Annotated in this window: 14 protein-coding genes; 7 read left to right on the top strand and 7 right to left on the bottom strand. The window is 70.7% G+C overall.

What is annotated here, in order from left to right; genetic code table 11:
* The first annotated feature begins 19 nt into the window (after positions 1 to 19).
* Positions 20 to 1222 carry an alpha/beta hydrolase gene (locus OEB96_RS39575; RefSeq protein ID WP_266222098.1) on the top strand — a complete coding sequence of 401 codons (1203 nt, stop codon included), beginning with the start codon at positions 20 to 22 and terminating at the stop codon, positions 1220 to 1222.
* 148 nt (positions 1223 to 1370) lie between these two features.
* Entirely contained in the window at positions 1371 to 4679 is a 3309-nt protein-coding gene (locus OEB96_RS39570; RefSeq protein ID WP_266222097.1) for a sigma-70 family RNA polymerase sigma factor, read from the top strand.
* A 17-nt stretch (positions 4680 to 4696) separates the two neighbouring features.
* Here the strand turns inward: OEB96_RS39570 and OEB96_RS39565 are convergent, their stop codons facing one another.
* The gene (locus OEB96_RS39565; protein WP_266222096.1) at positions 4697 to 6043 is read right to left on the bottom strand and encodes a Vgb family protein; all 1347 of its coding nucleotides are present in this window, start codon (positions 6041 to 6043) and stop codon (positions 4697 to 4699) included.
* Between the two features lie 276 nt (positions 6044 to 6319).
* Between OEB96_RS39565 and OEB96_RS39560 the strand changes: the two genes are divergently transcribed.
* The gene (locus OEB96_RS39560; RefSeq protein ID WP_266222095.1) at positions 6320 to 7888 is read left to right on the top strand and encodes a hypothetical protein; all 1569 of its coding nucleotides are present in this window, start codon (positions 6320 to 6322) and stop codon (positions 7886 to 7888) included.
* A 12-nt stretch (positions 7889 to 7900) separates the two neighbouring features.
* On the opposite strand, the gene OEB96_RS39555 is transcribed toward OEB96_RS39560, so the two are convergent.
* The 3 genes from OEB96_RS39555 to OEB96_RS39545 form a co-directional block, all read right to left on the bottom strand.
* The gene (locus tag OEB96_RS39555) at positions 7901 to 8386 is read right to left on the bottom strand and encodes a coiled-coil domain-containing protein (RefSeq protein WP_266222094.1); all 486 of its coding nucleotides are present in this window, start codon (positions 8384 to 8386) and stop codon (positions 7901 to 7903) included.
* Positions 8387 to 8614: 228 nt separating this feature from the next.
* Positions 8615 to 9676: a vWA domain-containing protein gene (locus tag OEB96_RS39550; protein ID WP_266222093.1), complete on the bottom strand. Its 1062-nt coding sequence runs from the start codon at positions 9674 to 9676 to the stop codon at positions 8615 to 8617.
* Positions 9677 to 9804: 128 nt separating this feature from the next.
* Positions 9805 to 12444 carry a S8 family serine peptidase gene (locus OEB96_RS39545; protein ID WP_266222092.1) on the bottom strand — a complete coding sequence of 880 codons (2640 nt, stop codon included), beginning with the start codon at positions 12442 to 12444 and terminating at the stop codon, positions 9805 to 9807.
* Positions 12445 to 12756: 312 nt separating this feature from the next.
* On the opposite strand from OEB96_RS39545, the gene OEB96_RS39540 reads away from it, so the two are divergent.
* The 4 genes from OEB96_RS39540 to OEB96_RS39525 all read left to right on the top strand — a co-directional run bounded on the left by OEB96_RS39540 (position 12757) and on the right by OEB96_RS39525 (position 17689).
* Complete coding sequence (locus OEB96_RS39540; protein WP_266222091.1) at positions 12757 to 13242, top strand: RNA polymerase sigma factor; 486 nt, start codon at positions 12757 to 12759, stop codon at positions 13240 to 13242.
* Positions 13239 to 13901: a fibronectin type III domain-containing protein gene (locus OEB96_RS39535; protein ID WP_266222090.1), complete on the top strand. Its 663-nt coding sequence runs from the start codon at positions 13239 to 13241 to the stop codon at positions 13899 to 13901. Before OEB96_RS39540 ends, OEB96_RS39535 begins: the two co-directional genes overlap by 4 nt.
* Before the next feature lie 2 nt (positions 13902 to 13903).
* Positions 13904 to 16729 (top strand): CHAT domain-containing protein, encoded by a 2826-nt coding sequence (locus tag OEB96_RS39530; protein ID WP_266222089.1) that lies wholly within the window; start codon positions 13904 to 13906, stop codon positions 16727 to 16729.
* Between the two features lie 180 nt (positions 16730 to 16909).
* Positions 16910 to 17689 (top strand): SIMPL domain-containing protein, encoded by a 780-nt coding sequence (locus OEB96_RS39525; protein WP_266222088.1) that lies wholly within the window; start codon positions 16910 to 16912, stop codon positions 17687 to 17689.
* 97 nt (positions 17690 to 17786) lie between these two features.
* Here OEB96_RS39525 and OEB96_RS39520 read toward each other — a convergent pair whose 3' ends face one another.
* From OEB96_RS39520 to OEB96_RS39510, 3 genes are all read right to left on the bottom strand, one after another.
* Complete coding sequence (locus OEB96_RS39520; protein WP_266222087.1) at positions 17787 to 18065, bottom strand: hypothetical protein; 279 nt, start codon at positions 18063 to 18065, stop codon at positions 17787 to 17789.
* A gap of 256 nt (positions 18066 to 18321) precedes the next feature.
* Positions 18322 to 18795 (bottom strand): hypothetical protein, encoded by a 474-nt coding sequence (locus tag OEB96_RS39515; RefSeq protein WP_266222086.1) that lies wholly within the window; start codon positions 18793 to 18795, stop codon positions 18322 to 18324.
* Positions 18796 to 19156: 361 nt separating this feature from the next.
* Positions 19157 to 22720 (bottom strand): ABC transporter permease/M1 family aminopeptidase, encoded by a 3564-nt coding sequence (locus OEB96_RS39510; protein ID WP_266222085.1) that lies wholly within the window; start codon positions 22718 to 22720, stop codon positions 19157 to 19159.
* Between the last annotated feature and the right edge of the window lie 18 nt (positions 22721 to 22738).

Below are 22738 nucleotides of genomic sequence, written 5' to 3'. Positions count from 1 at the left end.
CGTCCAAGGAGCGAGCGTCATGCCCACCAAGACCCCCAAGCAAGCAGTTGCCCCGGGTCACCCCGTTTCGTGTCCCATCGTTCGCGCGCTGATCGGCGCGCTGGCGCTGGCCATGACCGCGAGCCTGCCGGGCTGCTTCGCCGACGACTCCGTCTACGACCTCGGCTGCAAGTACGCGCACCTGCGGCCCGTGTCGTTCGACCCGGGGGATCGTGGACCCTGGCGGGTGGGCGTGCGCACGGTCGAGATCGGCAGCTCGACCGTGGAGGTCTGGTACCCCGCCCAGAAGGAGCTGCTGCCCGTGCACTACGAGCCCGAGTCCTACGACCTGCGGCAGTACCTCCACCCCGACGATGCCAGTCTCATCTCCGACTTCGACTCGCCGTGGCAGATCTGCAACTGCCACCGCGACCTCGTGCCCGACCTCGCCCATGGTCCCTACCCGGTGGTGGTGTTCCTCCACGGCGAGGGTGGATTTCGGACGCAGTCGCTGCCTCAAGTGACCCACTGGGCCAGCCGGGGCTTCATCGTGCTGGCGGCCGATCTGCCGGGGCTTCGGCTCGAGGATGCGCTGGCGTCGGCCTGCAACGGCGCCCCGATCGCCCACGACGCGCGGTCCGACGCGGTGCGCATGATCCTGGCCGTCCGCGGGTCCGCCATGGTGCGCGACGGCGCGCTGGCGTTCCTCCACGGCAGCATCGATGCCGAGCGCATCGCGGTCGTGGGGCACGCGGAGGGCGGCTCTGCGTTGGCATCGCTGGGCAACCTGGCGCAGGTGCTCGTCCCCATGGCCGCGGCGGGCGTGGAGGCCGGCAAGGCCCTGCGCTCGACCTTGATCCTGGGCGGCACCGCCGATTCCATCGTGAGCTACGAGACCCAGGGCGAGGGCTTCTCGTCGTCGCCCTCGCCCAAGCGGCTGGTGGGCATCCGCGACGCCGGGCACCTCTCGTTCACCGAGATCTGCGAGCTCCGCAACGGTCGGGGCCAGAGCGCGATCGAGGTGCTGGTAGAGGTGGGGGTCTGCGGGGCGGAGCAGCTCGAGCCGCGCGTCCAGTGCGACCCCGACCGGCTGTCCGATCCGTGGGCGTGGAGCATCATCGACACCACCACGGCGGCCGCGCTCGGCGAGACGCTCCAGTGCCAGCCCCGGCTGGGCGACGCGTTCGACACCCTGCTCGAGGACGACCCGGAGGGGGTGGCGGAGGTGCGGCAGGAGCCGTGACGGGGATCCGAAGTCCCCGGGCTGGCCGACGAACGGCGTCATCCCTCGCTCGAGGCGTTGCGAAGAGCGCGCAGGCACGTCACGAGAACAATCGAACGAAGACGCGGGACACTTGGGGCCCCTGCGGCAACGGGGGGACGAACCAACGATGCCGACCGACCCCAAGCGCTCCGGTGCGTGCTCACCCAACGCCCTGAGTCCCGACGACCTACGCTGGCTGCGGGCGCTCGCTGGCCGACTGGCGCGGAGCTCCGACGAGGCCGACGATCTCGTGCAGGAGACCTGGCTGGCGGCCGAGCAGGCCGCCGGCACGCCGGCACGCTCGCCGAGGGCATGGCTGCTGGGCGTGCTCCGCAATCGCGAGCGGATGCAGCGGCGCAGCGAGGCGCGGCGACGCCAGCGCGAGGCCCACGCCCATGCGTCCGGCCAGCCCACCGAGCTCGAGGCCGAGCTCGAGCTCCACCGGCACCGCGTGCTGTCGACGGTGCGCGAAGCTCTCGACGAGCTCGACGAGAGCGACCGCGCGCTCTTGCTGGCGCGCTACTGCGACGAGTGCCTCGCCCCCGAGCTGGCCGAGCGCATGGGACTGCCGGCATCCACGGTTCGATCCCGCCTGAGCCGCGCCACGGCTCGGGTGCGGCGGAGCCTCGACGAGCGGTGGGGTGGGGATCGCCGGGCGTGGGCCCCGGCCGTGCTCCTGATCCCCTCCCCGCTCGCCTCCGGCTCCACCTCCACCGGATGGAGAGCACTCGTGATGTCAGCCGTGGGAGTGAAGATCGCAATTGCCGTCGTCGCAATCTCGACGGGGGTGGGGATCTGGTTGGCCACGCACGAGGGCACCGATGAGCGTGCCCCCCAGGCCACGAGCGCAGCCGAGGATCCCGCGGCCACGCGAACGGCCATCGTCGACCTCGAGCAGACCGAGCGAGCCGAGCGCACGCGGATCGATCACGCCCCGACCACCGTCTCGGGGCGCGTGCTCCTGGCCGACACCGCAGAGCCCGTGGCGGGCGCGCTGGTGATGATCACCGAGCAAGGGCCCCTCGCCCCCACCGTCGCGGCGCGCCTGCTCACCGCGGCCGATGGTCGCTTCTCGCTCTCGCTGTCGGGGCTGCCGGCCGGGCACTACTCGGTCACCGCCGCCGCGCTCGGTCGCCTGCCGGCTCGCCACACCGGGCTCGAGCTACGGCCGGGTGCCACCGAAGAGCTCGAGCTGCGGCTCGTGCCGGGTGGCAACGTGGTCGAGGGCACCGTGGTCGACATCGGCGGCGGACCGGTCGAGCGTTCGCTCGTGCAGGCCTACACGAGCCGAACCAGCGACGACCGGACCTCGCCCGTCGGCACGCTCACCGACGCGGAGGGACACTATGCACTGTCGCTCCCCGATGGCGGCTGGGTGCTCGAAGCAGGCGGCGACGACTACACCGCGCAGACCCGCTCCGTTCGGGTCGACCACGGGCCGGGACGCGTCGACTTCGAGCTGATCCCCGGCGCCGAGATCCACGGGCGCGTGGTCGAGCGTGGCACCGGCACGCCCGTGCCGGATGCGGTGGTCACCTTCGGCATGTCGAGGCGACTGGGCAACGCCAGCATCCACGGTGCGTCCGAGCGCCACCAAACCGCGGTCAGCGACGCGCAGGGGCGCTTTCTCCTGCGCCCCCTCGCTCCCGCCGAGTACGCCCTCTACGCCGCCGCCCCCGGCCTGGCCACCGCGGCCGCGGCCACCGTGCACGTGGAGCTCGGCGAAGAGGTCACGGGCATCGAGGTCCCCGTCGACCCCGCGTTCGATGCTTCGGGCTTCGTCGTCACCAAGGACGATCCCTCGCACGGGCTCGGCGGCGTTCTCATCTCGCTGTTGTCCGAGGGCACCGACCAGCATCACTTCGCGCGCACCGAGTCCGATGGCCACTTCGAGCTCCCCGGCCTGCTCCCTGGCAGCTACGTGATGCTGTTCGAAGGGGGCGGGGTCATCCCCACCGGCCTCGAGCATCGTCTGAGCATCACCGATGCCAACGTCACCGACGCGCTGTTCGAGCTCGAGCAGGGGGTGGTGGTGACGGGTCGCGTGGAGCCGCCCGGCCCTGGCACGGTGCGCGTGCGCGGGCGAGTGGAGCACGGCGGCTTCGAGGTCCTGCTCCAGTCCGCCAAGCTCCAGAATGCGATCGCGCCCGTGGCCGAGGACGGCTCGTTCATCATCCACGGCGTGCCTCCGGGCGAGTGGACGGTGGTGGCGGAGATCGACGACGGCAGCCACGGTCGGCTCGACGTCGACGTGACGCCGCAGGGCCTGCAGAACGTCGCGATCGGGCTCGTGCCGCGCTCGCACGTGAGTGGCGTGGTGCTCGATGCCGAGGGGCACCCTCTGGCGGGAGTGACCCTACGGCTGGAGGACGAGGCCGATCCGTCGCGGCCCAAGCGCTTGCGCCGACCCACGATCGCCGGGGAAGCCGTGAGCGCCGCCGACGGCACCTTCGTCGTGTTCGGGGTGGAGCCGGGCCGGCACGCGCTACGGCTCGACGACGCCCGTCATCAGCCGATCGCGCTGCTGGGTCGGAGCCCCACCACCGTCGAAACCATCGCTGGCCGCAACGTGGACGACCTCGAGCTCCGGGCCGAGCTGCCGCACGGGCGCATCGAGGGCATGATCCTCGGCCCCGACGGCGAGCCGCTCGCCGATGCGTGGGTCGTCGCCGTCGCCGATGACGGCCGCGGCAAGCCGTCGGAGCTCGACGATCCTCCCACCACCCTCACCCAGGCCGACGGACGCTTCGTGCTCGAGGGCCTCGCCGACCGGCCCTACGATTTGCACGCGCGAGGCCCCGATGCCAACACCCGCGGCACGGCCGAGGACGTGGCCATCGGCTCCACGGTGAGCCTCACCCTCGAGGCGCTCGGCGCCATCGAGGGCAAGGTCACCCACGCGGGCGCCCCCGTGACCCACTTCCAGCTCGACTACGGACTCATCGGCAGCGGGCGCAGCGTGATCTCGCGCGACGGCACCTTCACCCTGCCGCGGCTCGGCGCCGCGCAGTGGCGCGTCGCGGTGAGCACCGACGAAGGAGCGGCCTCCGAAACGGTTACCGTGGTCTCCGGCGAGGCGTCTCGCGTCACCCTGGAGATCGGCGCGTGGGGCTCGATCGAGGGCATCGCGGTCGCCCCCGATGGCACGCCCCTGGCGGGGGTCTCGTTCGTGGTCGGGAGCGACAGCGGCCGTCGCCAGATCCACGAGCGCCGGCTCGACGCGCTGCTCGGCGACGCGCAGCAGACCGACGACGATGGCCGCTTCTCCGCGGAAGGGATCGGCCCGGGCCGGGCCTGGATCAAGTTCCGTCGCGATCGCCGAGGCCAAGCCGGCTCCGCGGCGCTCGGCATGCACGAGCTGACGCTCGCGCCGGGCCAGGCGCTCGACCTCGGGACGATCGTCGTGCAACCGCCCGAGCCCGAGCCCGAGCCCTGAGCACGAGCGACCCCCGCTCAGCCGCTGGGCGTGCCCGCCGAGCTCAGACCGAACCCCGTCATGTCGCTGTACGTATACGCCCCGACCAGCCCGGAGAAGGTGTCGATCGTGCCCGTCACCGGATCGACGCGATAGGCGTTGGTGCTGGTGAAGCCCACCGCCCACACGTAGCCGTCGAAGTCGACGCTGATCCCGTGCGAGTACGCCGGCAGCTGGATCTGCTGCACCACCGTGAGCGACTCGGTGTCGATGCCCACGAGCATCGAGTCCTGCTGGCGGCAGTGCCACAGCGTGCCCGCGCCGTCGGTCATGCAGCCGCCCCACTGGTTGCCTCCGGGGCTCGGCAGCGTCTGCCAGGTCTGCGCAATGGGGTCGAAGCGCGAGGCCCCGCCGCCGGCACAGAACCACGGCCGGCCCACCGAGTCGACCGCGATGCCGTAGCTCGCCACCCCCGGACCGCTCCACACCTGATAGGTGAAGGTCTGCCGATCCACCCGCACCAGCCGCGGACCGCCCGTCTCGATGCCCCAGAAGTGCCCGTCACCGTCGACCGCACCGCCGTAGAGGCCGATCGAGCTGGCGATCTCCGGGATGTTGACCAGCGCCTCCTGGATGCCGGTCTCGCCGTCGAGCAGGAGCACCTGGGTGGTGCCGCCGCCGTTGGCCCCGGCCGTCCACAGCTTCTCGTTCTCGTACTCGCAGGTGTTCTCGTTGAGCTCGCCCTGCGCCCACGCCATGGGGCGGTTGGAGCTGTAGGCCAGCGGGGTGTACCAGGCGATGCACTCCTCCTGGCCCCACGGCAGGTAGTTGGCGTCGGTCGAGGTCTGGATCCCGGGGACTCCGTTGCTCTCCTGGCAGTCGTCGGGGTTGACGTAGATCTTGGTCACGCCGCCCACGCGATTGGCCACGCCGACGTTGCCGGAGAGCGCCACCGAGGTCCGCGAGGGGCTGCCCGCCGCGTCGGGACGCACGATGTAGCGCCCCTCCTCGATCATCGACTGGGTGTTGATCTTCGACACCGTGCCCTGCGGGCTGTTGGCGATCCAGATGTACGAGTGCGTGCCGTCGCCTCCCCCGAGCCCACCTCCACAAGAGAGGCCGCCGTCGGGCGAGCCCACGTCGAACTTGGGATCGCTGGCGTCGCCGCTGCCGTCGTCGAGGCTGCCCTGGCTGTTGCTCGAGCCGTTGCTCGTGCCCTGGGTGCCGCTCTGCCCCTCGGTGCCCTGCTCGTCGTCTCCCGCGGTCGACGACGCGGTGATCGACAGCACCCCGTTGCTGCCATCGCCCCCTTCGTCGCGCCCCTCGCCACCGCCATTGCAGGCGACCACGAGCGAAAGACCAGTCACCAATCGAAGTCGACGCATGCTGCCATCCCCCCTGAAGGAACCGGCCCGAGAATTACAAGCCGGGTCGCAAAAGTCGAGCGCCACCGCGCTCGATCCCGCACGCGCTCGCGCCAGCAAGCGCACGCCCGGTTGCGCTTGGACCGCGCTCCCCCGCCGTGACCGCCTCGACGACTCCAACCAAGCCTCGACCGCGCGCAGAACCGTCACCAATGTCCCTCACCCTCTTCTACGCCCCCTACGCCAGCGCGTCTCCCGTCACGAGGGTGCCAAGCAGATGAAGTAGGCTCGGGCCCGGTGCGTCGCCGATCGATCCTCGCCTTCCTCGGCCTCACCGCGGCCAGCGGCGGTGCGATCGTGGGCTGCGGCGCGCCCCCTCGCGACGCGCCCCCGGCCGCCGAGGCGCCGGGGCCGGGTGCCTCGCCCTCGCCGGCCGCCACCCCCACCGCGACTCCCCCCGTGCCCGAGCGTCCCCTGCCCGCCGAGCCGCCGATCCCGATCCCCGCGTTCGATCCCGGCACCACCCCGCGCTACATCGCGGCCGCCAGCGGACCCGTGCCCGAGCTGAACCAGGTCTCGCTCGAGCAAGACCTCGCGCTCGCGGCCGAGGTGCTCGGCCCCGGTGGCCGCGTGCTGTTCGGCTCGGGCCCGGGCACCGCCACCGTGCAGGTGCTCGCCCCCGCTCGCCCCGACGAGCCCGCCGTCGATCCGGTGCCGATCGCCCTCGGCGAGCTGTTCTCTCCCCGCGGCGGCCGAGACCTCGCCTACCGCCCCTCGCGTCTGACCACCGCCGAGCCCGCCACCGCGCAGACCGTGACCCAGGCCCTCGACCACGCGCTCGCCGGTGGCCCCGAGCCGCTGCTGATCTACCTCGGAGGCCACGGCAACCTCGGCGACCAGCCGCAGCACAACACCGTCTCGCTGTGGGCCGAGTCGGAGCTGTCGGTCATCGACCTCGCCGCTCGCCTCGACGAGAGCCCGCGCCCGGTCAGGCTGGTGGTCACCACGTGCTTCTCGGGTGGCTTTGCCGAGCTGGTGTTCCGCGGCGCCGACCAGGCCCAGGGCGCCAGCCCCAACGACCGCTGCGGCCTGTTCTCCGCGCCGTGGGATCTCGAGGCCACCGGCTGCGATCCCAACCCCGATCGCGCCACCCACGACGGCTACGGCCTGCACCTGTTGCAGGCCCTGCACGGCCGAGATCGCCGTGGTGAGCCGCTCCCCACCTCGACGCTCGACCTCGATCACGACGGCCGCGTGTCCCTGCTCGAGGCCCACACGCGGGCGCGCATCGCTTCGGCATCCGCCGACGTGCCCACGTCGACCGCCGAGCGCTGGCTTCGCTTCGCCGCGCCCAGCGAGGGTCCCGAGCTGCCGGCCGAGCTGCCCGAGGAAGACGCCGTGATCGAGGCGCTCGCCGCCCGGCTGGGCATTCGCGGCAACGAGGACTCCGCGCGCCTCGAGCTGCAGCGCTTCGACGACGACATCGAGGCCACGCTGCGCGCCCTCGACGACGCGGGACTGCTCGAGGACGCGACCTACCGCCAGGCCGCCGCCGACCTGCTCGCGCGCTGGCCCGTGCTCGACGACCCCTGGCATCCCGATCACCCGCGCGTGCTGCAGACGCAGCGCGACGCGATCGAGGCGCACCTCCGAGGCTCCAGCAGCTACGCCGACTACCGTGCGGCTCGCGATCACGCCGAGCTGCTCGGCCAGCGCCTGTGGGATCTGCGGCAGCAATCCGCTCCCTACGAGCGCCTCGTTCGGGCCCTCGACAACCGACGGCTCGCCGCCCGCCTGCGCGCCCGAGGGGGCGAGCCGTGGGCGGTGTTCGAGCGGATCTCGAGCTGCGAGCGCGGGGTGCCGTAGCGAGGGCGGGTGCTACGACGCCTTGAACGGATCGTCCTCGGAGCCCATCGCCATCTCGAGGCGCTCCTGAACGTTCTTGGTCTCGGCCTCATCGGCCTCGAGCGCGCTGATCTCCTGCCGTCGCGCCGAGATTTCCTCCTCGAATTCGACGATCTCGTGCCTGAGGTTCTCGATGCGCGCCTCGATGCGTCGCCGCTTGTCCTTGGCGTCGGAGATGATGGAGGTCACGTCCACGTTGGTGGACTCCAGCGTCGCGCGCACCACCTGCACCACCAGCGGCGTGTTGTCGGCGGGCAGCTTGCGCATCAGCTCCATCGCCTTTTGGATCCCGAACTCGGGCGAGGGCGGCGGCGCGGGTGCGCGCACGGGGGCCGGCGCGGGCGCGGCCACCTGGATCTTGGGCTGCGGAGCCGGCTCCGGGCTCATCACCGGCTCCGGCTTGGACGCAAGCTCCGGCTTGGGTGCAGGCTCTTCATTCTTGCGACCGAACAGACCCATGACTCGTTCTCCGAGCCGCATCCTAGCGCGCGCACGCCACCGATGACCAGGATCGAGCGCGGCTCGATTTGGGTCTCCATCGCCGCGATCGCTGAACCAACGACTCCCCTTTGCGAGCAGAGGCACACCGAACGACGCTCCCCGCCATATTCGAGCCCGTGACCGATCGACTGGTCGACGCATCCCCAGGGGGGCCCAGCGGCGACGAGCGCGACCGCTGCCCCGGGCTCACGCCGGCGGATCGAAGTTCTCGCAGGTGGTCACGATCGTCTCCACCGTGTCGGCGAACACCGGCCCGAAGTCGGGCTCGCAGATGCTGGCCATCACCCCCTGCTCGCCGAACGAGTCGACGAAATCGATGAGGTTGGGGCTGTCGCCACCGAACACGCAGGTCAGGTTCATCCACGGGATGAACCCGATCACCACCAACGCCTCCGGGTCGTCGTTCTTGGCCGCGATCACCTGGTCGTGCCAAGACGCCACGTTGCCGGCGTTGGTGGGGTGGGCGTCGTCCACGTCGAAGTCGTAGGGCGGATCGTCGGTCACGATGACCAGCACCAGGATCGCGTCGTCGCGCAAGAACCCGTAGTTGCAATCGCCCACGCCCGTCTTGGAGGGATCGAAGGACGCGATGGTGGCGGTCACCGGCTGCTCGATCGGGCTGCCCGAGGCCCCCACGTTGGCCATGCAGGGGAACTTGGCCAGCAGGTCGTCCTGCTCGGTGGCGAAGCGGTGGCCCTCGGCAAACGGGGCGCAGTTGCCCCCGTTCTGGGTCTGGGTGACCAGATCGCCGATCGTGGTGCACCCGGGCTGATTGTACGAGTAGTTGTCGCTGGTGATGACGCCCACGTGGTAGCTGTCGACGGTGTCGTCCAGCGAGGCCTGGATCGCGGTGATGAAGCCGTTGAAGCTGGCCAGGAGCTGAGCCTGCTGGGCGCTCATGCTGCCCGAGTTGTCGATCACGAACAGGAAGTCGACCTTGCGGCACCCCATGTCGAACATGGGCGCATCGGGCAGCTCGTTGACGTCGAAGATCGGCGGCCCCATCGTGGGGTCGTCGCCGGTGGTGGTGCCGCTCGTGGTCGGATCCGCGGCCGTGGTGCCGGTGCCGTCGGGCGGAGGTGCCGTGGTGGTCGTGTCGCCCGGCCCGGTCGTCGGAGGCACCGTGCTCGCCGTCGTCGAGGTCGACGCGTCGGCCCCCTCGTCATCTGCCGGCGGCTGGGCGGTGCAGGCCACGAGCAGGAGGAGCGAGGCACCCAGTGACCAGCAAGACGGGACGAAGCCAGACATGGGGCGGAGTATAGCGGCGCGGCTTGCCCAAGACCACGCGCGAGGGCGACGGCCCGGATTCCCCGAGCCGCCGCCCCATCCAGCCGATGCTCACCACGCGGCACACGGCCGCGCGGAGCCGACCTCGACTACTCGATGTTCGCGAGGTTCTCTTGGGCCTCGCGGTCGAGATCCTCCCAGGCATCGGCACGGTAGATCAGGCGCCGCGCAAAGCCATCGGGGCCGGTGGGCACGTCCAGCGCCTGGAACCGCATCCACGCGCACTTTCCGTGGAGCTGCTCGATGACGCCGGGCCGCAGCCGAATCACCTTCTGCGGATCGTAGCTCATGTCGCTGTACACGATGGTGCCGCCCGAGCCCCCCGGGTTGACGCACACGCCGCTGGTCGGGTTGGTCACCACCACCCGGAACACGATGTCGGCCGCGGAGTGAGAGGCGTCGTTCGCGTTGAGGTAGGGCTCGTCCCAGGCCAGCGCGCCGGTCCACGAGTCCACGTCGGCATTCATCGGAGTGCCGCCGATCGGCACGTCGACCACGTCGCCGTCGTAGATCCAGAACGCACCCGTGCCCCACGCCCACGGCCCGTCCATGCCCGCCTCGGTGTAGAGCCGCATCTTGAGCCGGCCGGCCCCCCACAGCGGGTCCATGGCGGCGGTGGAGCCAGCCGGGGAGCCGCCGGGATCGTGCTCCTTGTAGCCACGGGTGCCGTCGCCCATCAGCAGCATGTTCACGTGCATGAAGCCGGGATCGGTGAACACCCCGTGGCCCTGCGCGTTGGCCCAGTCCTTGAGGGTCACCGCCGCCGAGGCGGCCTCGGGCGCGGCCATCGAGGTGCCGCAGCACTGCGTGCCGTAGGTCGAGGCACCGGGTCCGGTCATGTGCGGCCCCAGCTCGCGACCGCTGGGGGCGACCACGTCGACCACGCCGCGGGCGTTGATGACCGACGTACCGCCGAAGCGCAGCTTGCCGCCGCCGTAGGCCGACGACCAGCAGTTGTTGGAGGCATCGGGCGAGACGCAGTTGATCGCCTGCGACATGTCCGTCCAGTGCCAGCCCATCAGCGGCTGCGTGTCGTAGGTCCACGAGGAGATCGGCGTGGGCCCCTTGCCGTTGACCCAGCCGCCCACGTTGTCGCCGAACGCTCCCGCCACCAGCATGTCGACGCGCGTGGCCCAGCCGTTGGCGGTGCACTCGTCGTTGGTGCCCTTGACCGTGTTGCCCGCCGAGATCACGCCGAACGTGCCGTGCGAGTAGGCGAAGTCCCACGCATCGCGCCACGCGGTGTGGGCATCGACGTTGCTGCAGTAGTCGTTGCCCCACGAGATCGCCGCGATGTCGACGCCGTCGCCCTGCGCGGGGTCGGACGCCCGTACGAGCGCCGGCTCGCCGCCGCCGGCGAGCCAGCGGTAGGTCTCGATGGTGGCCTCGTACGCGCCGTGCGAGCGATCCTCGCGGTCGGCCCCGTTGACCACCGCGGGGTCCTGCCCCTGCAGCAGGTGGGAGAACGCACCGCTCATCGCCGTGGCCCCGTGATTGAGCGGGGAGCCGCTGACCGTGTCGGTGTAGCAATTGCCCGAGGCGTAGCAGTAGAGGTGCGTGTCGATGCGCGACGCACCGCCCTGCACGTCGTCGAACGCCGGGTGCTCCCACGCGCGATAGAAGCCCTCGCCGTCGAGCAGCGCCACCTCGACGGTGGCGCGACCGGTCCCCGCCACCTCGTGCTCGCCCGAGTAGGCGGCCGCCAGCGCGGTCTGGGTCTGCATGCCGGTGGCGCCACGCATGTCGTCGCCACGCATGCCCATGGAGCGCCCCTCGTCGATCACGTCGAGCTCGACGACGAAGTCGGCCTCGCTCGCCAGCGCTCGAAGCTCCTCGGGGGTGCAGCGCAGGTAGCCCGAGTGTGCAGCGCGGGAGCGTCCCTCCAGCTCGCACAGGCCCAGCGCCGAGAGCTTGCGGGCGGTGCCGGCCATCAGCGCCTGCAGCTCGTCCTGGCGCTCGAGCTCGGCATCGCGCATGGCCTGCTCGCGGCTCTCGTGCGCCGCGAGCCAGTCCACTCGCTGCGGGGCATCGGCCGGCACGCGCGGCGCGAACGTGGCGTACACCAGCAGGCGCCCGTCGTCATCGACCACCGGATCGCGCGTCGTCAGCTCGCGCTCGGCCATGGCGACGCGCGCCGTGGCATCGACGCTCGCGGAGTAGCGCTCGTCGGCCCCGATCTGCTCGGGGGTCCGTCCGCGAAACACGATGGCCTCGGTGATCTCGACCGGCTGCTCCTCGGCGCGCTTCTCCATCCGCACGCTCACGCCCAGATCGAGGCCGGTCTGCTCCGCCAGCGCGGGCAGGTGCGCCCGCATGGGGTCGATGCTGGCCTGCTCGAGCAGGCCGCTGCGGCCCTCGTCTTCCACGATCGAGGCTCGCCCATCGTCCACGCGACGGCGCACGAACAGCGCATCGTGGCCGGCGAAGCCGTGGGTCAGGCTCGCGGCGGTGGTGGGATCGAGTGCGTCGCGATCGACCCCGAGCTCCGGCGCCGGTACGCGAACGGGCGCCACGAAGGCGTCCTTGCCGTAGTTCCGCAGACGCTCGCGGTCGTCGTCGCCCTGCGGGCTCAGCACGTGGGTGGCCTCGTCGAGCTGCTCCGAGCGCTCCGTGTCGATGGACTCGTCGGCCTCGTCGGCCTCGGTCATGCAGGCCAGCGGCAGCAGCAGCGCAAGACCCAGCAGCCAGCGCGGGGCATGGGGAGTGGTGGAAGGGTTGGGATGTCGCATGGGGGCTTCTCTCGCCCCCCTACACGGGCCCACCACGGTCATCACCTCACCCCCGGAGGCAGAAAATTCGAATCGCCTGGTGTGACGGAGGTCGCATGCGCTCGAGAGCGCGTGGATCCGCGAGCCATGAGGGGATCGGCCACCGCGGTCCGTGTGAATCCGCGTGACTTCCATGCTCGTCCGCCGCCTTCGCACGCATGACGACCTTCGCCTTGACGCCGAGCGAGGGGCCGTGTGATGTCCTGCGTCAGCCCCGTGGATGCCTCGAGGCCAACCGTGCCCACCTCCCCCGGGCGAGCCGAGGACGCGGCGATGAGGGACAAGCTCGCGCGCATCGTGGCGCGGGCCTGCCCGGCGTGGGCCAGCAGCCACCGTGACGACATCACACAGGCGGCGATGATGCGCATGATCCGGGCGCAGCAGCAGCGGCCCAACGATGGGCTGCCGGCCTCCTATCTATGGAAGGTCGCGTACTCGGCCACCATCGACGAGCTGCGGCGACTGCGTGCGCAGCGCGAGGTGCCCATGGACGACGAGCACGACGGCGATCGGGTCGTGGATCCGGCACAGACCCCCGAGGATCGCCTGCGAGCCGAGCACGTCGCGCGGAGCGTTCGCGAGTGTCTCTCGGCCCTGGCCGAAGCGCGGCGGCAGGCCGTCACGCTGCACCTGGCCGGCCACAGCGTGCCGGAGTCGGGCCGCATCCTCGGCTGGAACGCCAAGCGGGCCGAGAACCTGGTGTATCGAGGCCTCGCCGACCTTCGCAAGTGCCTGACGAGCAAGGGGATCGAGCCATGAGCGAGCCCGAGGACCAGGCGCTGCGCGAGGCGTTCGCGCGGGGCGGCACCCCCGGGTCGGAGCCGGTCGATCCCCACGAGCTGTGGGCGGTGGTTCGTGGCGAGGCCGAGCGCGAGACCGCGGCGCGGCTGACCGAGCGCCTCGCTCGCGATGCCACGCTGCTCGAGGAGTGGACGATCGCCCGGGCGTTCGCCGAGCAAGCCACGGACGCGGACGAGCGCGAAGGGTCGACCGAGGTCGCCGCCAACACGAGGTCCCATCGCTCGTGGTCGATCCTCGCCGCGGTGGCGGCAGCGGTGCTGCTGGCCGTGCTGGTGTGGCCGGCCCCCGAGGACCTTCGCTACGAGCCCGGGAGCCACGAGGTCCGCAGCGGTACGGCCTCGACGCTGCGCTCGACGGTCGACGGCCCGCTGCATCGTACCGACGCCACGCTCTCGTGGACCGCGGTGGAGGGCGCCACTCGCTACGAGGTACAGGTCACCACCGACGACCTCGAGCCCGTGCTCACCGCCCGGGACCTCACCCGGCCGACGGTGACGATCGACCCGGCGCGGCTGCGCGCCCTGCCGCCGGGTACGACGCTGCTGTGGAGGGTCGAGGCCGTCGTCGGTGACGGCACTCGCGAGCGCTCCGAGACCTTCACGACGGCGCTCCAGTAGCCATGGTCGTCGCCGGGCTCGTGATTGCCATGCTGCTGGGGGGCCACGCGTCCCCACGCCAGCCGCAGACCTTCGAGGACTGCGATGCGCTGCGCCGCGAACACCCCGACGCACGCCCCGGTCCCATCTGCTACTACACGGTGGGCCATCGCCTGGGCGAGCTGGAGGAGGCCCGGCGGCGTCTCGAGCCGATCGTGATGGCCGAGCCCGAGCAGGCGTGGGCACGGATCGCGCTCGCCAACACCCTGGTCGATCTCGGCGAGCGGGAGCACTCGATCGAGCTGGCCCAGGCGGCGCTCGACGACCTGCAGCGGCGCGACGACGTGACCCCGGGAGAGCTCGCCACGATCGAGCTCAACCTGGCCAGCACGCTGCGGGAGCGCGGGCGGCTCGACGAGGCCATCGAGCACTTCGAACGCGCCGAGGAGCATGCGGCCCGGACCAGCGTGCCGGCGCTGCTCGCCATGGCTCGGCTCGAGCTGGCCAACGCCCGCTGGCTCCGCGGCGGAGAGCTGGCCCGCGTGCGTGCGCTGGTCGACGACGCGCTGCCCGTGACCCTCGCTTCGGGCCAGTACATGTACGCGGCCAAGGCCCTGGTGATCGCCGCCAACGTGGCCAGCGGCTCGGGCGACGTCGCGACTGCGATCGCCCATCGCGAGCGAATCCTGGAGCTCGTGACCGCCGAGGGCGATGCGTACTCGGCCGCGGGCGTGATGGCCGTGCTCGCGACGCTCTACGCCGACCAATTCGATCCGCGGCTCGAGGGGGCCGATCCCACCCCTCACGTCACGCGAGCGCGGACGGCCGTCGAGGCGGCCGAGCGCGCCGAGAACCCCCACGCAGCCGCCGTTGCCCGCTGCGCGCTGGGCTACCTCGAGCAGGATGACTCGCTCGCGATCGAGCACCTTCGGGCGTGCCTGGCCACCGAGGAGCGCGTGGGCTTTGCCGCCGGGGCCTACAACGCCAAGACCACGCTCGCCGATCGCCTCGCCGCGCTGGGCACCGAGCACCACGACGAGGCGCGGGCGCTCGCCCGCGAGGGCCTGCACGAGGCCCGCGCCTCGGGTGCGCTCGGTGCCATGCTCAAGGCCTCGGCCAGCCTCTCGGGGGTGCTCTGGCAGATCGGTGACCGCGAGGCCGCGATCGAAGAAGGCCTGCGCTGCCTCGAGCACGTCGAGCTCCTGCGCGACCTCCAGCTCGACGAACGCGACCGCACCCACACGCTGCACCACTACGCGTTCGCCTACTACTTGCTGTCGGGCAAGCTGCTCGAGCGACCCCAGCGGACCGAAGCGGAGCTCGAGCTGGCGTTCTCGACCATGGAGCGGCTGCGGGCGCGCACCCTGCTCGAGCGCCTCGTGCTGGCCGACGCCGCGCCGCTGACCAGCCACGATCACCGCGGGACCGAGCGCCAGGGGCTGCTGCGCGCGATCGCAGCCGTACAGCGGCGTCTGCTCGCCACCGCGCTCTCCGACCACGAGCGCTCCGTCGAGCTCGCCGCGCTCGCCGAGCTCGAGGAGCGCGAGCGACGGCTCCGCTCCGAGATTGCCCGTCACGACGGCCGCTTCGCCGAGCTGCGCATGCCAACGCCGCCCGAGCTCGCGACCGTGGCCGCGAGCCTGGCCCCCGACCAGGCCATCTTCGCATTCCAGGTGAGCGACACACTCGACCAGCACCTCGCCGAGGAAGGGGGCTCGTGGCTGCTGGTGATCACCCGGGAGCGCGTGACCACCCACCGCCTGCCCGACCGGCACTGGCTCGAGCGACAGGTGCCGATGCTCGAGGGCCTGGTGCTGCGCCGCGACGGCTCCGAGGTTCCCGCGCTCGTCCGCCTGCACCGCGATCTGCTGGAAGACGCGCTCGCGGAGCTCGATCCCCGGATCGAGCGCCTGGTCCTCGTGCCCGACGGCGTGCTCTACGACGTACCGTTCGGTGCTCTCCGCCGCTCCCCCGACGAGCCCATGCTGGCCGAGCGCTTCGAGCTGACCTCGAGCCCCTCGGTCACCGGCTTCGCGCGCTGGCAGGGCCACACCGCCCGGCGTGACGGCGGGCTCCTGGCCCTCGCCAGCGCGGGTCCAAGCCCCCACGGCTCCGGCCAGCGCGGCGGAGCGCTCGACGAGGCCCTCACGCTCGGCCCCTTGCCTCGCGCCGAGACCGAGGCCCGTCGCATCGCGACGATCTTCGGCACGGCCGAGGTGAGGACCGGCGAGCGTGCGAGCGAGTCGTTCCTCAAGTCGGCTGCGCTCGACGGGTTCGACGTGCTGCACTTCGCCACCCACGCCGTGGTGGACCTCGACCATCCCGAGCGCTCCGGCGTGACGCTCGCGGCTGGCAGCGCCGAAGAGGATGGCCTGCTGCAGGCGCGCGAGATCGTGGAGCTGCCGCTGCGAGGACGCGCGATCGTGCTGTCGGCCTGTAGTGGTCTGAGTGGCGCGCCCGTGCACGGCGAGGGGCTCATGAGCCTGTCGCGGGCGTTCCTGCTCGCGGGCGCCGACGTGGTGGTGGCCAGCCGCTGGCCGCTCGACGACGACGATGCGCTGCTGCTGTTCGAGCGGCTCTATGCGCACGTGGACGAGGGCGACTCGCTGGCCACCGCACTGACCCGGGCCCAGCGCGACCTCGTGCGGGCCGGAGCCCCGACCGCAGCGTGGGCCGGCGTGGTGGTGCTCGGCCGCGGCGACCTCGTGCTGCGCCCTCGCGCACCGCTCGAGCGCTGGCTGCGTCGCCACGCGCACGGGCGCGGGCCGATCGTCGTCGGAGCCCTGGCGGCGATGCTCCTCGGCCTCGTGATGGCGTGGCGACGATGGCCTCGGGAACGCCACCGCTGAGGTCTCGCGACGACGTCTCGCGATGGTACGCTGCCAACGCGACGATCTGGTCGTTCTTCGCCGCCCACCCCATGCCGGCAACGGGACATTGATCGGCAAAGACTCGTGCAGGGCGTCCGCCCCCAACGAATCGTCCCCGCCCGGGAATACCCCCACCCCCTTCGCGCGTCGCCCCGCGCCATGAGCGATTCCACCCCCGTCCGCCGTTCAACCCGCCGCCGCGGCCAGGTCGACTGGCTCGTGCTCCCCGTCGCCCTGCTGGGCGCCACCTGGATCGCCTCCAGCACCTGGGAGCGCGTGCGGACCAAGCCCCAGCAGCACTCGATCCAGGTCACCGGCTCCGCCACCCGCAGGATCACCTCCGACCTCATCCAGTGGTCCGCCAGCATCGAGGTGCAGAGCCCCGACCGCCGCGCGGCCTACCGGCAGCTCCACGAGCACGTGGACCAGACGGTCGCGTTCCTCGAGAAGGCCGGCATCTCCCGCGAGGACATCGGGATCTCCTCGGTCTCGGTGCAGCAGCTCCAGGAGCTCGAGGTCGTTGGCACCGGTGAGGACCGCATCGAGCGCTACGTGGTCACGGGCTACCAGCTCCAGCAGTGGGTCAACGTCAGCAGCGCCAACGTGGACACGGTGGCCCAGGCCTCGCGCGAGGTGACCGCGCTGCTCGAGCACGGGATCTCGATCTCGTCGTCGGCCCCCCAGTACCACTACACCAAGCTCGGCGACCTCAAGGTCGAGATGCTCGCCGAGGCGGCCAAGGACGCCCGCGCCCGCGCCCAGAACATCATCGAGGCCGCCGGTGGCGAGCTCGGCGAGCTGCTCGACGCCGACATGGGGGTCATCAACATCAACCCGCCCAACTCCCGCAGCAGCAGCTGGGACGGCAACAACGACACCAGCACCGTCGACAAGGACATCATCACCGTCGTGCACGCGACCTTCGAACTCGACGACTGACGATCGCGGCCTCGGTGAGGCCCTGGGATGAGACCATCGCCCATTGCTGCATGGCGGGCGGATGCGGCTCGCCGACGTGCGACGTCACGCAGCCGACTCACCCCGGGAGCTCGTCATCCCCGAAGACCAGCGCCTGCTCGAGCACGTCGAGCGCCGCCAGCTGCTGCTCGAGCTCGTCGGTTTCTTCTTCGATGCGCTCGAGCGTTCGTTCGTAGTCGTCCGGATCGAGCTCGGTGTCGCTGGCGATCGTCCGCAGGTCCACCGACAGCTCCTCGAGCTGGAGCTCGAGCTGGTCGCGGGCCTGGGTCAGCGCCTCGACGGGATCACCGATGGCGAGCGCGAGGTGCCCGTCTTCGGCTGCGAGCCCGCCGGGCACGAGATCCACCTCGCGCGATCGAGCCCGGCGGACCCACAGCTCCCTGATTTCGCGGGCCCCGGACGCCGCGAGCCGTGGGGACGAGCGAGGTTCCGCTCGCTCGCCCTTGCTCGAACGCGAGGAGGAGCGCGGGGGGGTCGGCTTCGGAGGTTCGTGATCGAGACCAGCCCCGAGCATCCCGAGACCAATCACCGCAGCCGCGATCGAGAGAGTGAAGATCTTCATACCCGCTCCGCGCTCGTCCTTCACGACAGGATCAGCAGCCCCCCTTCGAGACGGCGATCTTCTCGAACTGGAGGTTGAGCGACGTCGTGCAGAGCTTGTTGTTGGAGCCCGCCGTGAAATCCTCGGGATGCGCGTAGGTCTTGTAGGTGAAGCTGTTGGTGGTATAGCCACACGAGTTCGTGAGACACACGTTGCTGCCCGGCTCGAGGTCCTTCCAGCTGCCCCATGCCTTGATGTGGAAGCTCACCTTCCAGTCCCCGGTGGAGCACTTGGTGGAGTTGATGTTGGTCGAGCGGGTGGTGGAGGTGGACGCGGGGTAGGTATCCGCGTCGATGAGCGACGTCGAGCCGTCGGCCTCCTTGCACCACCACTTCACCTTCATCTCCTCGGCGTTGGTCACGTTGATCTTCACCTTGTACTCGCCGAAGTGCTGCGTGGAGGCATCCGAGTCGCCTCCGGCGAGCAGGAGGGGAAGGGAGAGCACGGCGGTGATGAGCTTCTTCATGGGTCTACGTCCTCGTGTCGATGGTTGTCGTTGGGGGTCCAGGCTCCGCTCGGCAACGAGCCTTCGGGCTGCGTGACCGATCGTCGCGTTCGCATCGAACCGCCTCGACCGTGATCCAGTTGGTCGATGCCGTTGATTCATGGACAAGATTCGCTACGCGGCTCGATCCAACAAGAGACCGAACGCGACGAATTCAGGACGATTTGCGACGCCGCAAGTACCGGGATTTCAACGGATTTCAGTCACTTCGGGATTTCGACGGATTTCATCGGTCGAGCCATGCCCCGGGCACGCAAGACACCGTCGCGCGCACCAGCGGCGCGCTCGAGCACCCTCCACCGTGCCTCCCGGTGAAGCGACCCTACTCCCGAGCCTCGACCACCCGCACGTTGTCGTCGGGCTCGCGATCCACGAACAGCACCCGCGGATCCACCCCCGCCCGCGCCGGCCGCCCCGACACCTCCACGCGGATCGTCGGGTTCGCCTCGGAGATCCGGTGCCACTCCAAGTAGAGCGGCTCCGCGTCCGCATCCTCCCCGTACACCCCGATCTCCAGCCAGTCGTCGAGCGGCACCTCGTGCTCCGCTCCCTCCTCGTCGGCCCGCAGCTTCCGGGACGACAGCTCGAGCTCCACCTGCCACCGCCCGTCGGCCAGCGCCGTCGCCGTGGCCCGCAGCGCCCGATTGTCGTACAGCGTGATCGTCTCCAGCAGATCCTCCACCAGGTAGCCAAAGCGCTCGGGCATCGCGGCCCGAATCCGCTCGACCAGCTCGAGCGAGGTGGTGAACGGCGGCGACTGAAAGCCCTTGTCGGCGATGAAGCGGGCGAGCACCCCGTTGAGCACCTCCTCGCCCATCACCTCGCGCAGCGCATAGAACACCAGGCTGCCCTTGTTGTAGTGGATGTAGGGCTGGTTCTCCACCAGCGACAGCGGCACCTCCTTCAGCACCTCGGCCCCGCGCCCCTTGAGGTAGCGATCGAGCTCGTACTCGAGGAACTTCTGCATCTTGGCGCGCCCGTAGGTCTTCTCCATCACCATCAGCGCCGAGTACTGCGACAGCGACTCCACCAGCATGGTGCTGCCCTGCACCTCGCCGCCCATCACCTGGTGCCCCCACCACTGGTGCGCCACCTCGTGCGCGGTCACGTAGTACACGTAGTCGATGCGGTCGGCATCGCGCAGGTCGGCGATGAAGCCGATGCTCTCCGAGTACGGGATCGTGTTGGGGAACGACTGGGCGAAGCGCTCGTAGCGGGGGAACTCCACGATCCGCACCTGACGGTGCTGATAGGGCGAGAAGTTGGCCGTGTAGTACTCGAGCGAGGCCTTCACCGCGTCGATCATCCGCGGCACGTTCATGTCGTGCGTGTCGTGGTGGTAGACCTCGATCGCCACGTCGTTCCAGTGATCGCGCGCCACCTGGTAGTCGGCCGAGAGGAACGCATAGAAGTCGAGGATCGGCACGTCCATCTCGTAGCGGAAGTAGCGACGATCGCCCTCCTCCCACTCCCGCACCAGGTAGCCGGGCGCCAGCGCGATCTGCTCGCGGCTGGTGCTCACGGTGGCGGAGAACTCGATCCAGTCGCCCTCGCGCGAGAGGTAGGTGTTGGCGCGAGCCTTCATGTCGCTCGGCGGCCGCAGGCGCTCCCGCTCGGGCAGTCCTCGCTTGCGGCGCTCGTTGGGGTCGGCCAGCTCGCCGCGGGGATCGTAGCCGATGCGCGGCACGTAGCCGCTGTTGAAGAACGTGCCGTTGCCCACCACCTGGTGGACCGAGGCATGGTTCTTGATGCCCGCCTCGCGAAATCGCAGGCTGAACGGGAGCTGCAGCTCGGCCCCGGGGGCCATTGCCGGCTCGAGCCGGTAGATGCGAACCCCGAGCTCCTCGTCGTGCGAGAGCATCGCGTCGTCGGGCAGCCCGAGCGACTCCACCTCGAGCGTCGGCTCGACCGAGACCATCAGGCGGTCGATCGGCGCGTCGTGGCGGTTCTTCAGCGTGATCGTGCCCCGCAGCGCCACCTCGCGCTCCTGCGGCCAGATGTCGACCTCGAGCGCGGCCGCGATCACCCGGGGCTGCGCAGCGCCGTCCCACTGCGCCTTGTAGGTCTGCTCGTAGAGAACCGCGGCGTCCTCGAGCTGGTCGCCGGTGCGATAGCGGTTGAGGTCGGTGGTGTGGTGCAAGATGGCGCCGCCCACCACGAACGCTCCGACCGCCAGCCCGCCGAGCATGGCCACGTGCAGCCCCGTGGTGCGGCGCCGGGCCTCGCGAAGCCTCGTGCGCAGGCCAGCATCCGTGCCGCGCACCCACAGGAGGTTCCCCACCACCACCAGGCCCGCGGCCAGCAGCGACCAGTACGTCTTGTACCAGACCACCGCCCGCAAGAAGTGCCCATAGCCGTTCATGTCCGAGTACGGCGCTTCGGGAGACCAGGCGTAGCGATAGAGGCCATGCTGCAGGTCGAGCGCAGGCAGCACCATCTGCGCCACGAAGAACAGCAGCATCAGCAAGAACCCCAGGTACTTGTGGTTCACCAGCACCTGGAAGAACAAGGCGAGCACGCAGACCAGCGCCCATCTCCACAGCGCCAGACCCCACAGCCCCTGCACGTAGAGGCCCGGCTCGACCCGCGAGTAGCCGGACGCGAGCTGGAACAGCATGCCCGTCAGCCCCGCCGCCCCGAGCAGCACGAGCACGGCGGCCCACAGCGCCCCCAGCTTGCCGAGCAAGGGCACCCACGAGGGCACCGGCATGGCGTCGTGCACCTCGTGCAGCCCCCGCTGCCGCTCCTGGTGGTAGAGCTCGCCCGCGTAGAACGTGATCACGATCAGCGCGAACAAGTTCATGACCTGATCGGCCACCCGCACGATCAGCCCGGTGACCGGCAGGACCGGCGTACCGAACAGCTGATCGATGGTGCCCAGCGCGTTGCCCACCATGTTGAGCGACCCGAACAGCAAGATCACCAGGAACGCCTTGCCACGCAGCACGGTCCCCGTCTCCACCCGCCACACGTGCCACAGCTGCGCCAGCGCGGTGCCACGCCCGAAGCGTGGGGTCACCCGCCGCAGCGGCGCATCGGTGCGCGCGCGCTCCACCGCCGTCGCGTCGGCGGCCTTGGGACGGCGGGCCCGCGTCGACAGCGAGAACCGCCGCACCGTGAGCGCGAAGCATGCCGCTCCCAGCCCGAGCCACAGCAGCCGGTTGAGCACCAGCGCCCCCGTCAGCGGCGGCAGCGAGGTGTTGCGCTCGACCACCGTCCAGTAGCGCGTGGAGATCGACAGCGACGACAGCCCGAACGGATCGACGAGCGCCGCCAGCATGTCGTTGTCGAGGTCGGCGACGAACGCATCCGCCACCGAGAAGATCACGAAGAACGCCAGCACCCCCACGTAGGCCAGGAGCACGCGACGGCTCAGGGTCGCGAGCGCGAAGAAGAACGAGCCCATCACCAGGAGGTTGGGCACCACCAGCACGAACAGCGCGTAGAGGTAGGGTGCCGCCGAGACCGGCACCAGCCGCGCCGGATCGAGCCACGGCATCACCGTGCCGATCGCCATGCCCAGGGCGGCGAACACCATCACCACCGTCGACACCAGCACCGATCCGAGGAAGCGTCCGGCCAGCAGGTCGAGCTTGCGAACGGGCTTGGTGAAGAACAGCGCGTCCGTGCCCAGCTCGAAGTCGCGCAGCACCGCCGTCGAGACGAACGCGGTCACCAAGAGCACCGACAGCGCGCTCATGAACCCGAGCGTCTGGATCACGACGAACGGCGCATTGATGGCCGTCTGCCCGGTGCCGCCCCCGATCACCACCGCATCGGACGTGGTGGCCCCGAACGTGAGCAGGGCGAAGACCGCCGCGAAGATGTAGACCGCCGGCTGTCGGAAGCGATAGCGCAGCTCGAAGCGCAGGAAGGACGCGAGCATCGGAATACTCCTTCGGCG

The organism is Paraliomyxa miuraensis, assembly GCF_026337845.1.
In the GTDB taxonomy this organism is placed as follows: domain Bacteria; phylum Myxococcota_A; class Polyangia; order Nannocystales; family Nannocystaceae; genus Paraliomyxa; species Paraliomyxa miuraensis.
The sequence above is the reverse complement of the archived record's forward strand: the minus strand, read 5'-3'. Positions and strand labels throughout refer to the sequence as shown.

What these genes read in the sequence shown, in the direction of transcription:
- OEB96_RS39515 (WP_266222086.1), bottom strand. Translation starts at nt 18,795, where the DNA reads ATGAAGAAGCTCATCACCGCCGTGCTCTCCCTTCCCCTCCTGCTCGCC.
- OEB96_RS39540 (WP_266222091.1), top strand. Translation starts at nt 12,757, where the DNA reads ATGAGGGACAAGCTCGCGCGCATCGTGGCGCGGGCCTGCCCGGCGTGG.
- OEB96_RS39530 (WP_266222089.1), top strand. Translation starts at nt 13,904, where the DNA reads ATGGTCGTCGCCGGGCTCGTGATTGCCATGCTGCTGGGGGGCCACGCG.
- OEB96_RS39555 (WP_266222094.1), bottom strand. Translation starts at nt 8,386, where the DNA reads ATGGGTCTGTTCGGTCGCAAGAATGAAGAGCCTGCACCCAAGCCGGAG.
- OEB96_RS39525 (WP_266222088.1), top strand. Translation starts at nt 16,910, where the DNA reads ATGAGCGATTCCACCCCCGTCCGCCGTTCAACCCGCCGCCGCGGCCAG.
- OEB96_RS39570 (WP_266222097.1), top strand. Translation starts at nt 1,371, where the DNA reads ATGCCGACCGACCCCAAGCGCTCCGGTGCGTGCTCACCCAACGCCCTG.
- OEB96_RS39535 (WP_266222090.1), top strand. Translation starts at nt 13,239, where the DNA reads ATGAGCGAGCCCGAGGACCAGGCGCTGCGCGAGGCGTTCGCGCGGGGC.
- OEB96_RS39575 (WP_266222098.1), top strand. Translation starts at nt 20, where the DNA reads ATGCCCACCAAGACCCCCAAGCAAGCAGTTGCCCCGGGTCACCCCGTT.
- OEB96_RS39510 (WP_266222085.1), bottom strand. Translation starts at nt 22,720, where the DNA reads ATGCTCGCGTCCTTCCTGCGCTTCGAGCTGCGCTATCGCTTCCGACAG.
- OEB96_RS39545 (WP_266222092.1), bottom strand. Translation starts at nt 12,444, where the DNA reads ATGCGACATCCCAACCCTTCCACCACTCCCCATGCCCCGCGCTGGCTG.
- OEB96_RS39565 (WP_266222096.1), bottom strand. Translation starts at nt 6,043, where the DNA reads ATGCGTCGACTTCGATTGGTGACTGGTCTTTCGCTCGTGGTCGCCTGC.
- OEB96_RS39550 (WP_266222093.1), bottom strand. Translation starts at nt 9,676, where the DNA reads ATGTCTGGCTTCGTCCCGTCTTGCTGGTCACTGGGTGCCTCGCTCCTC.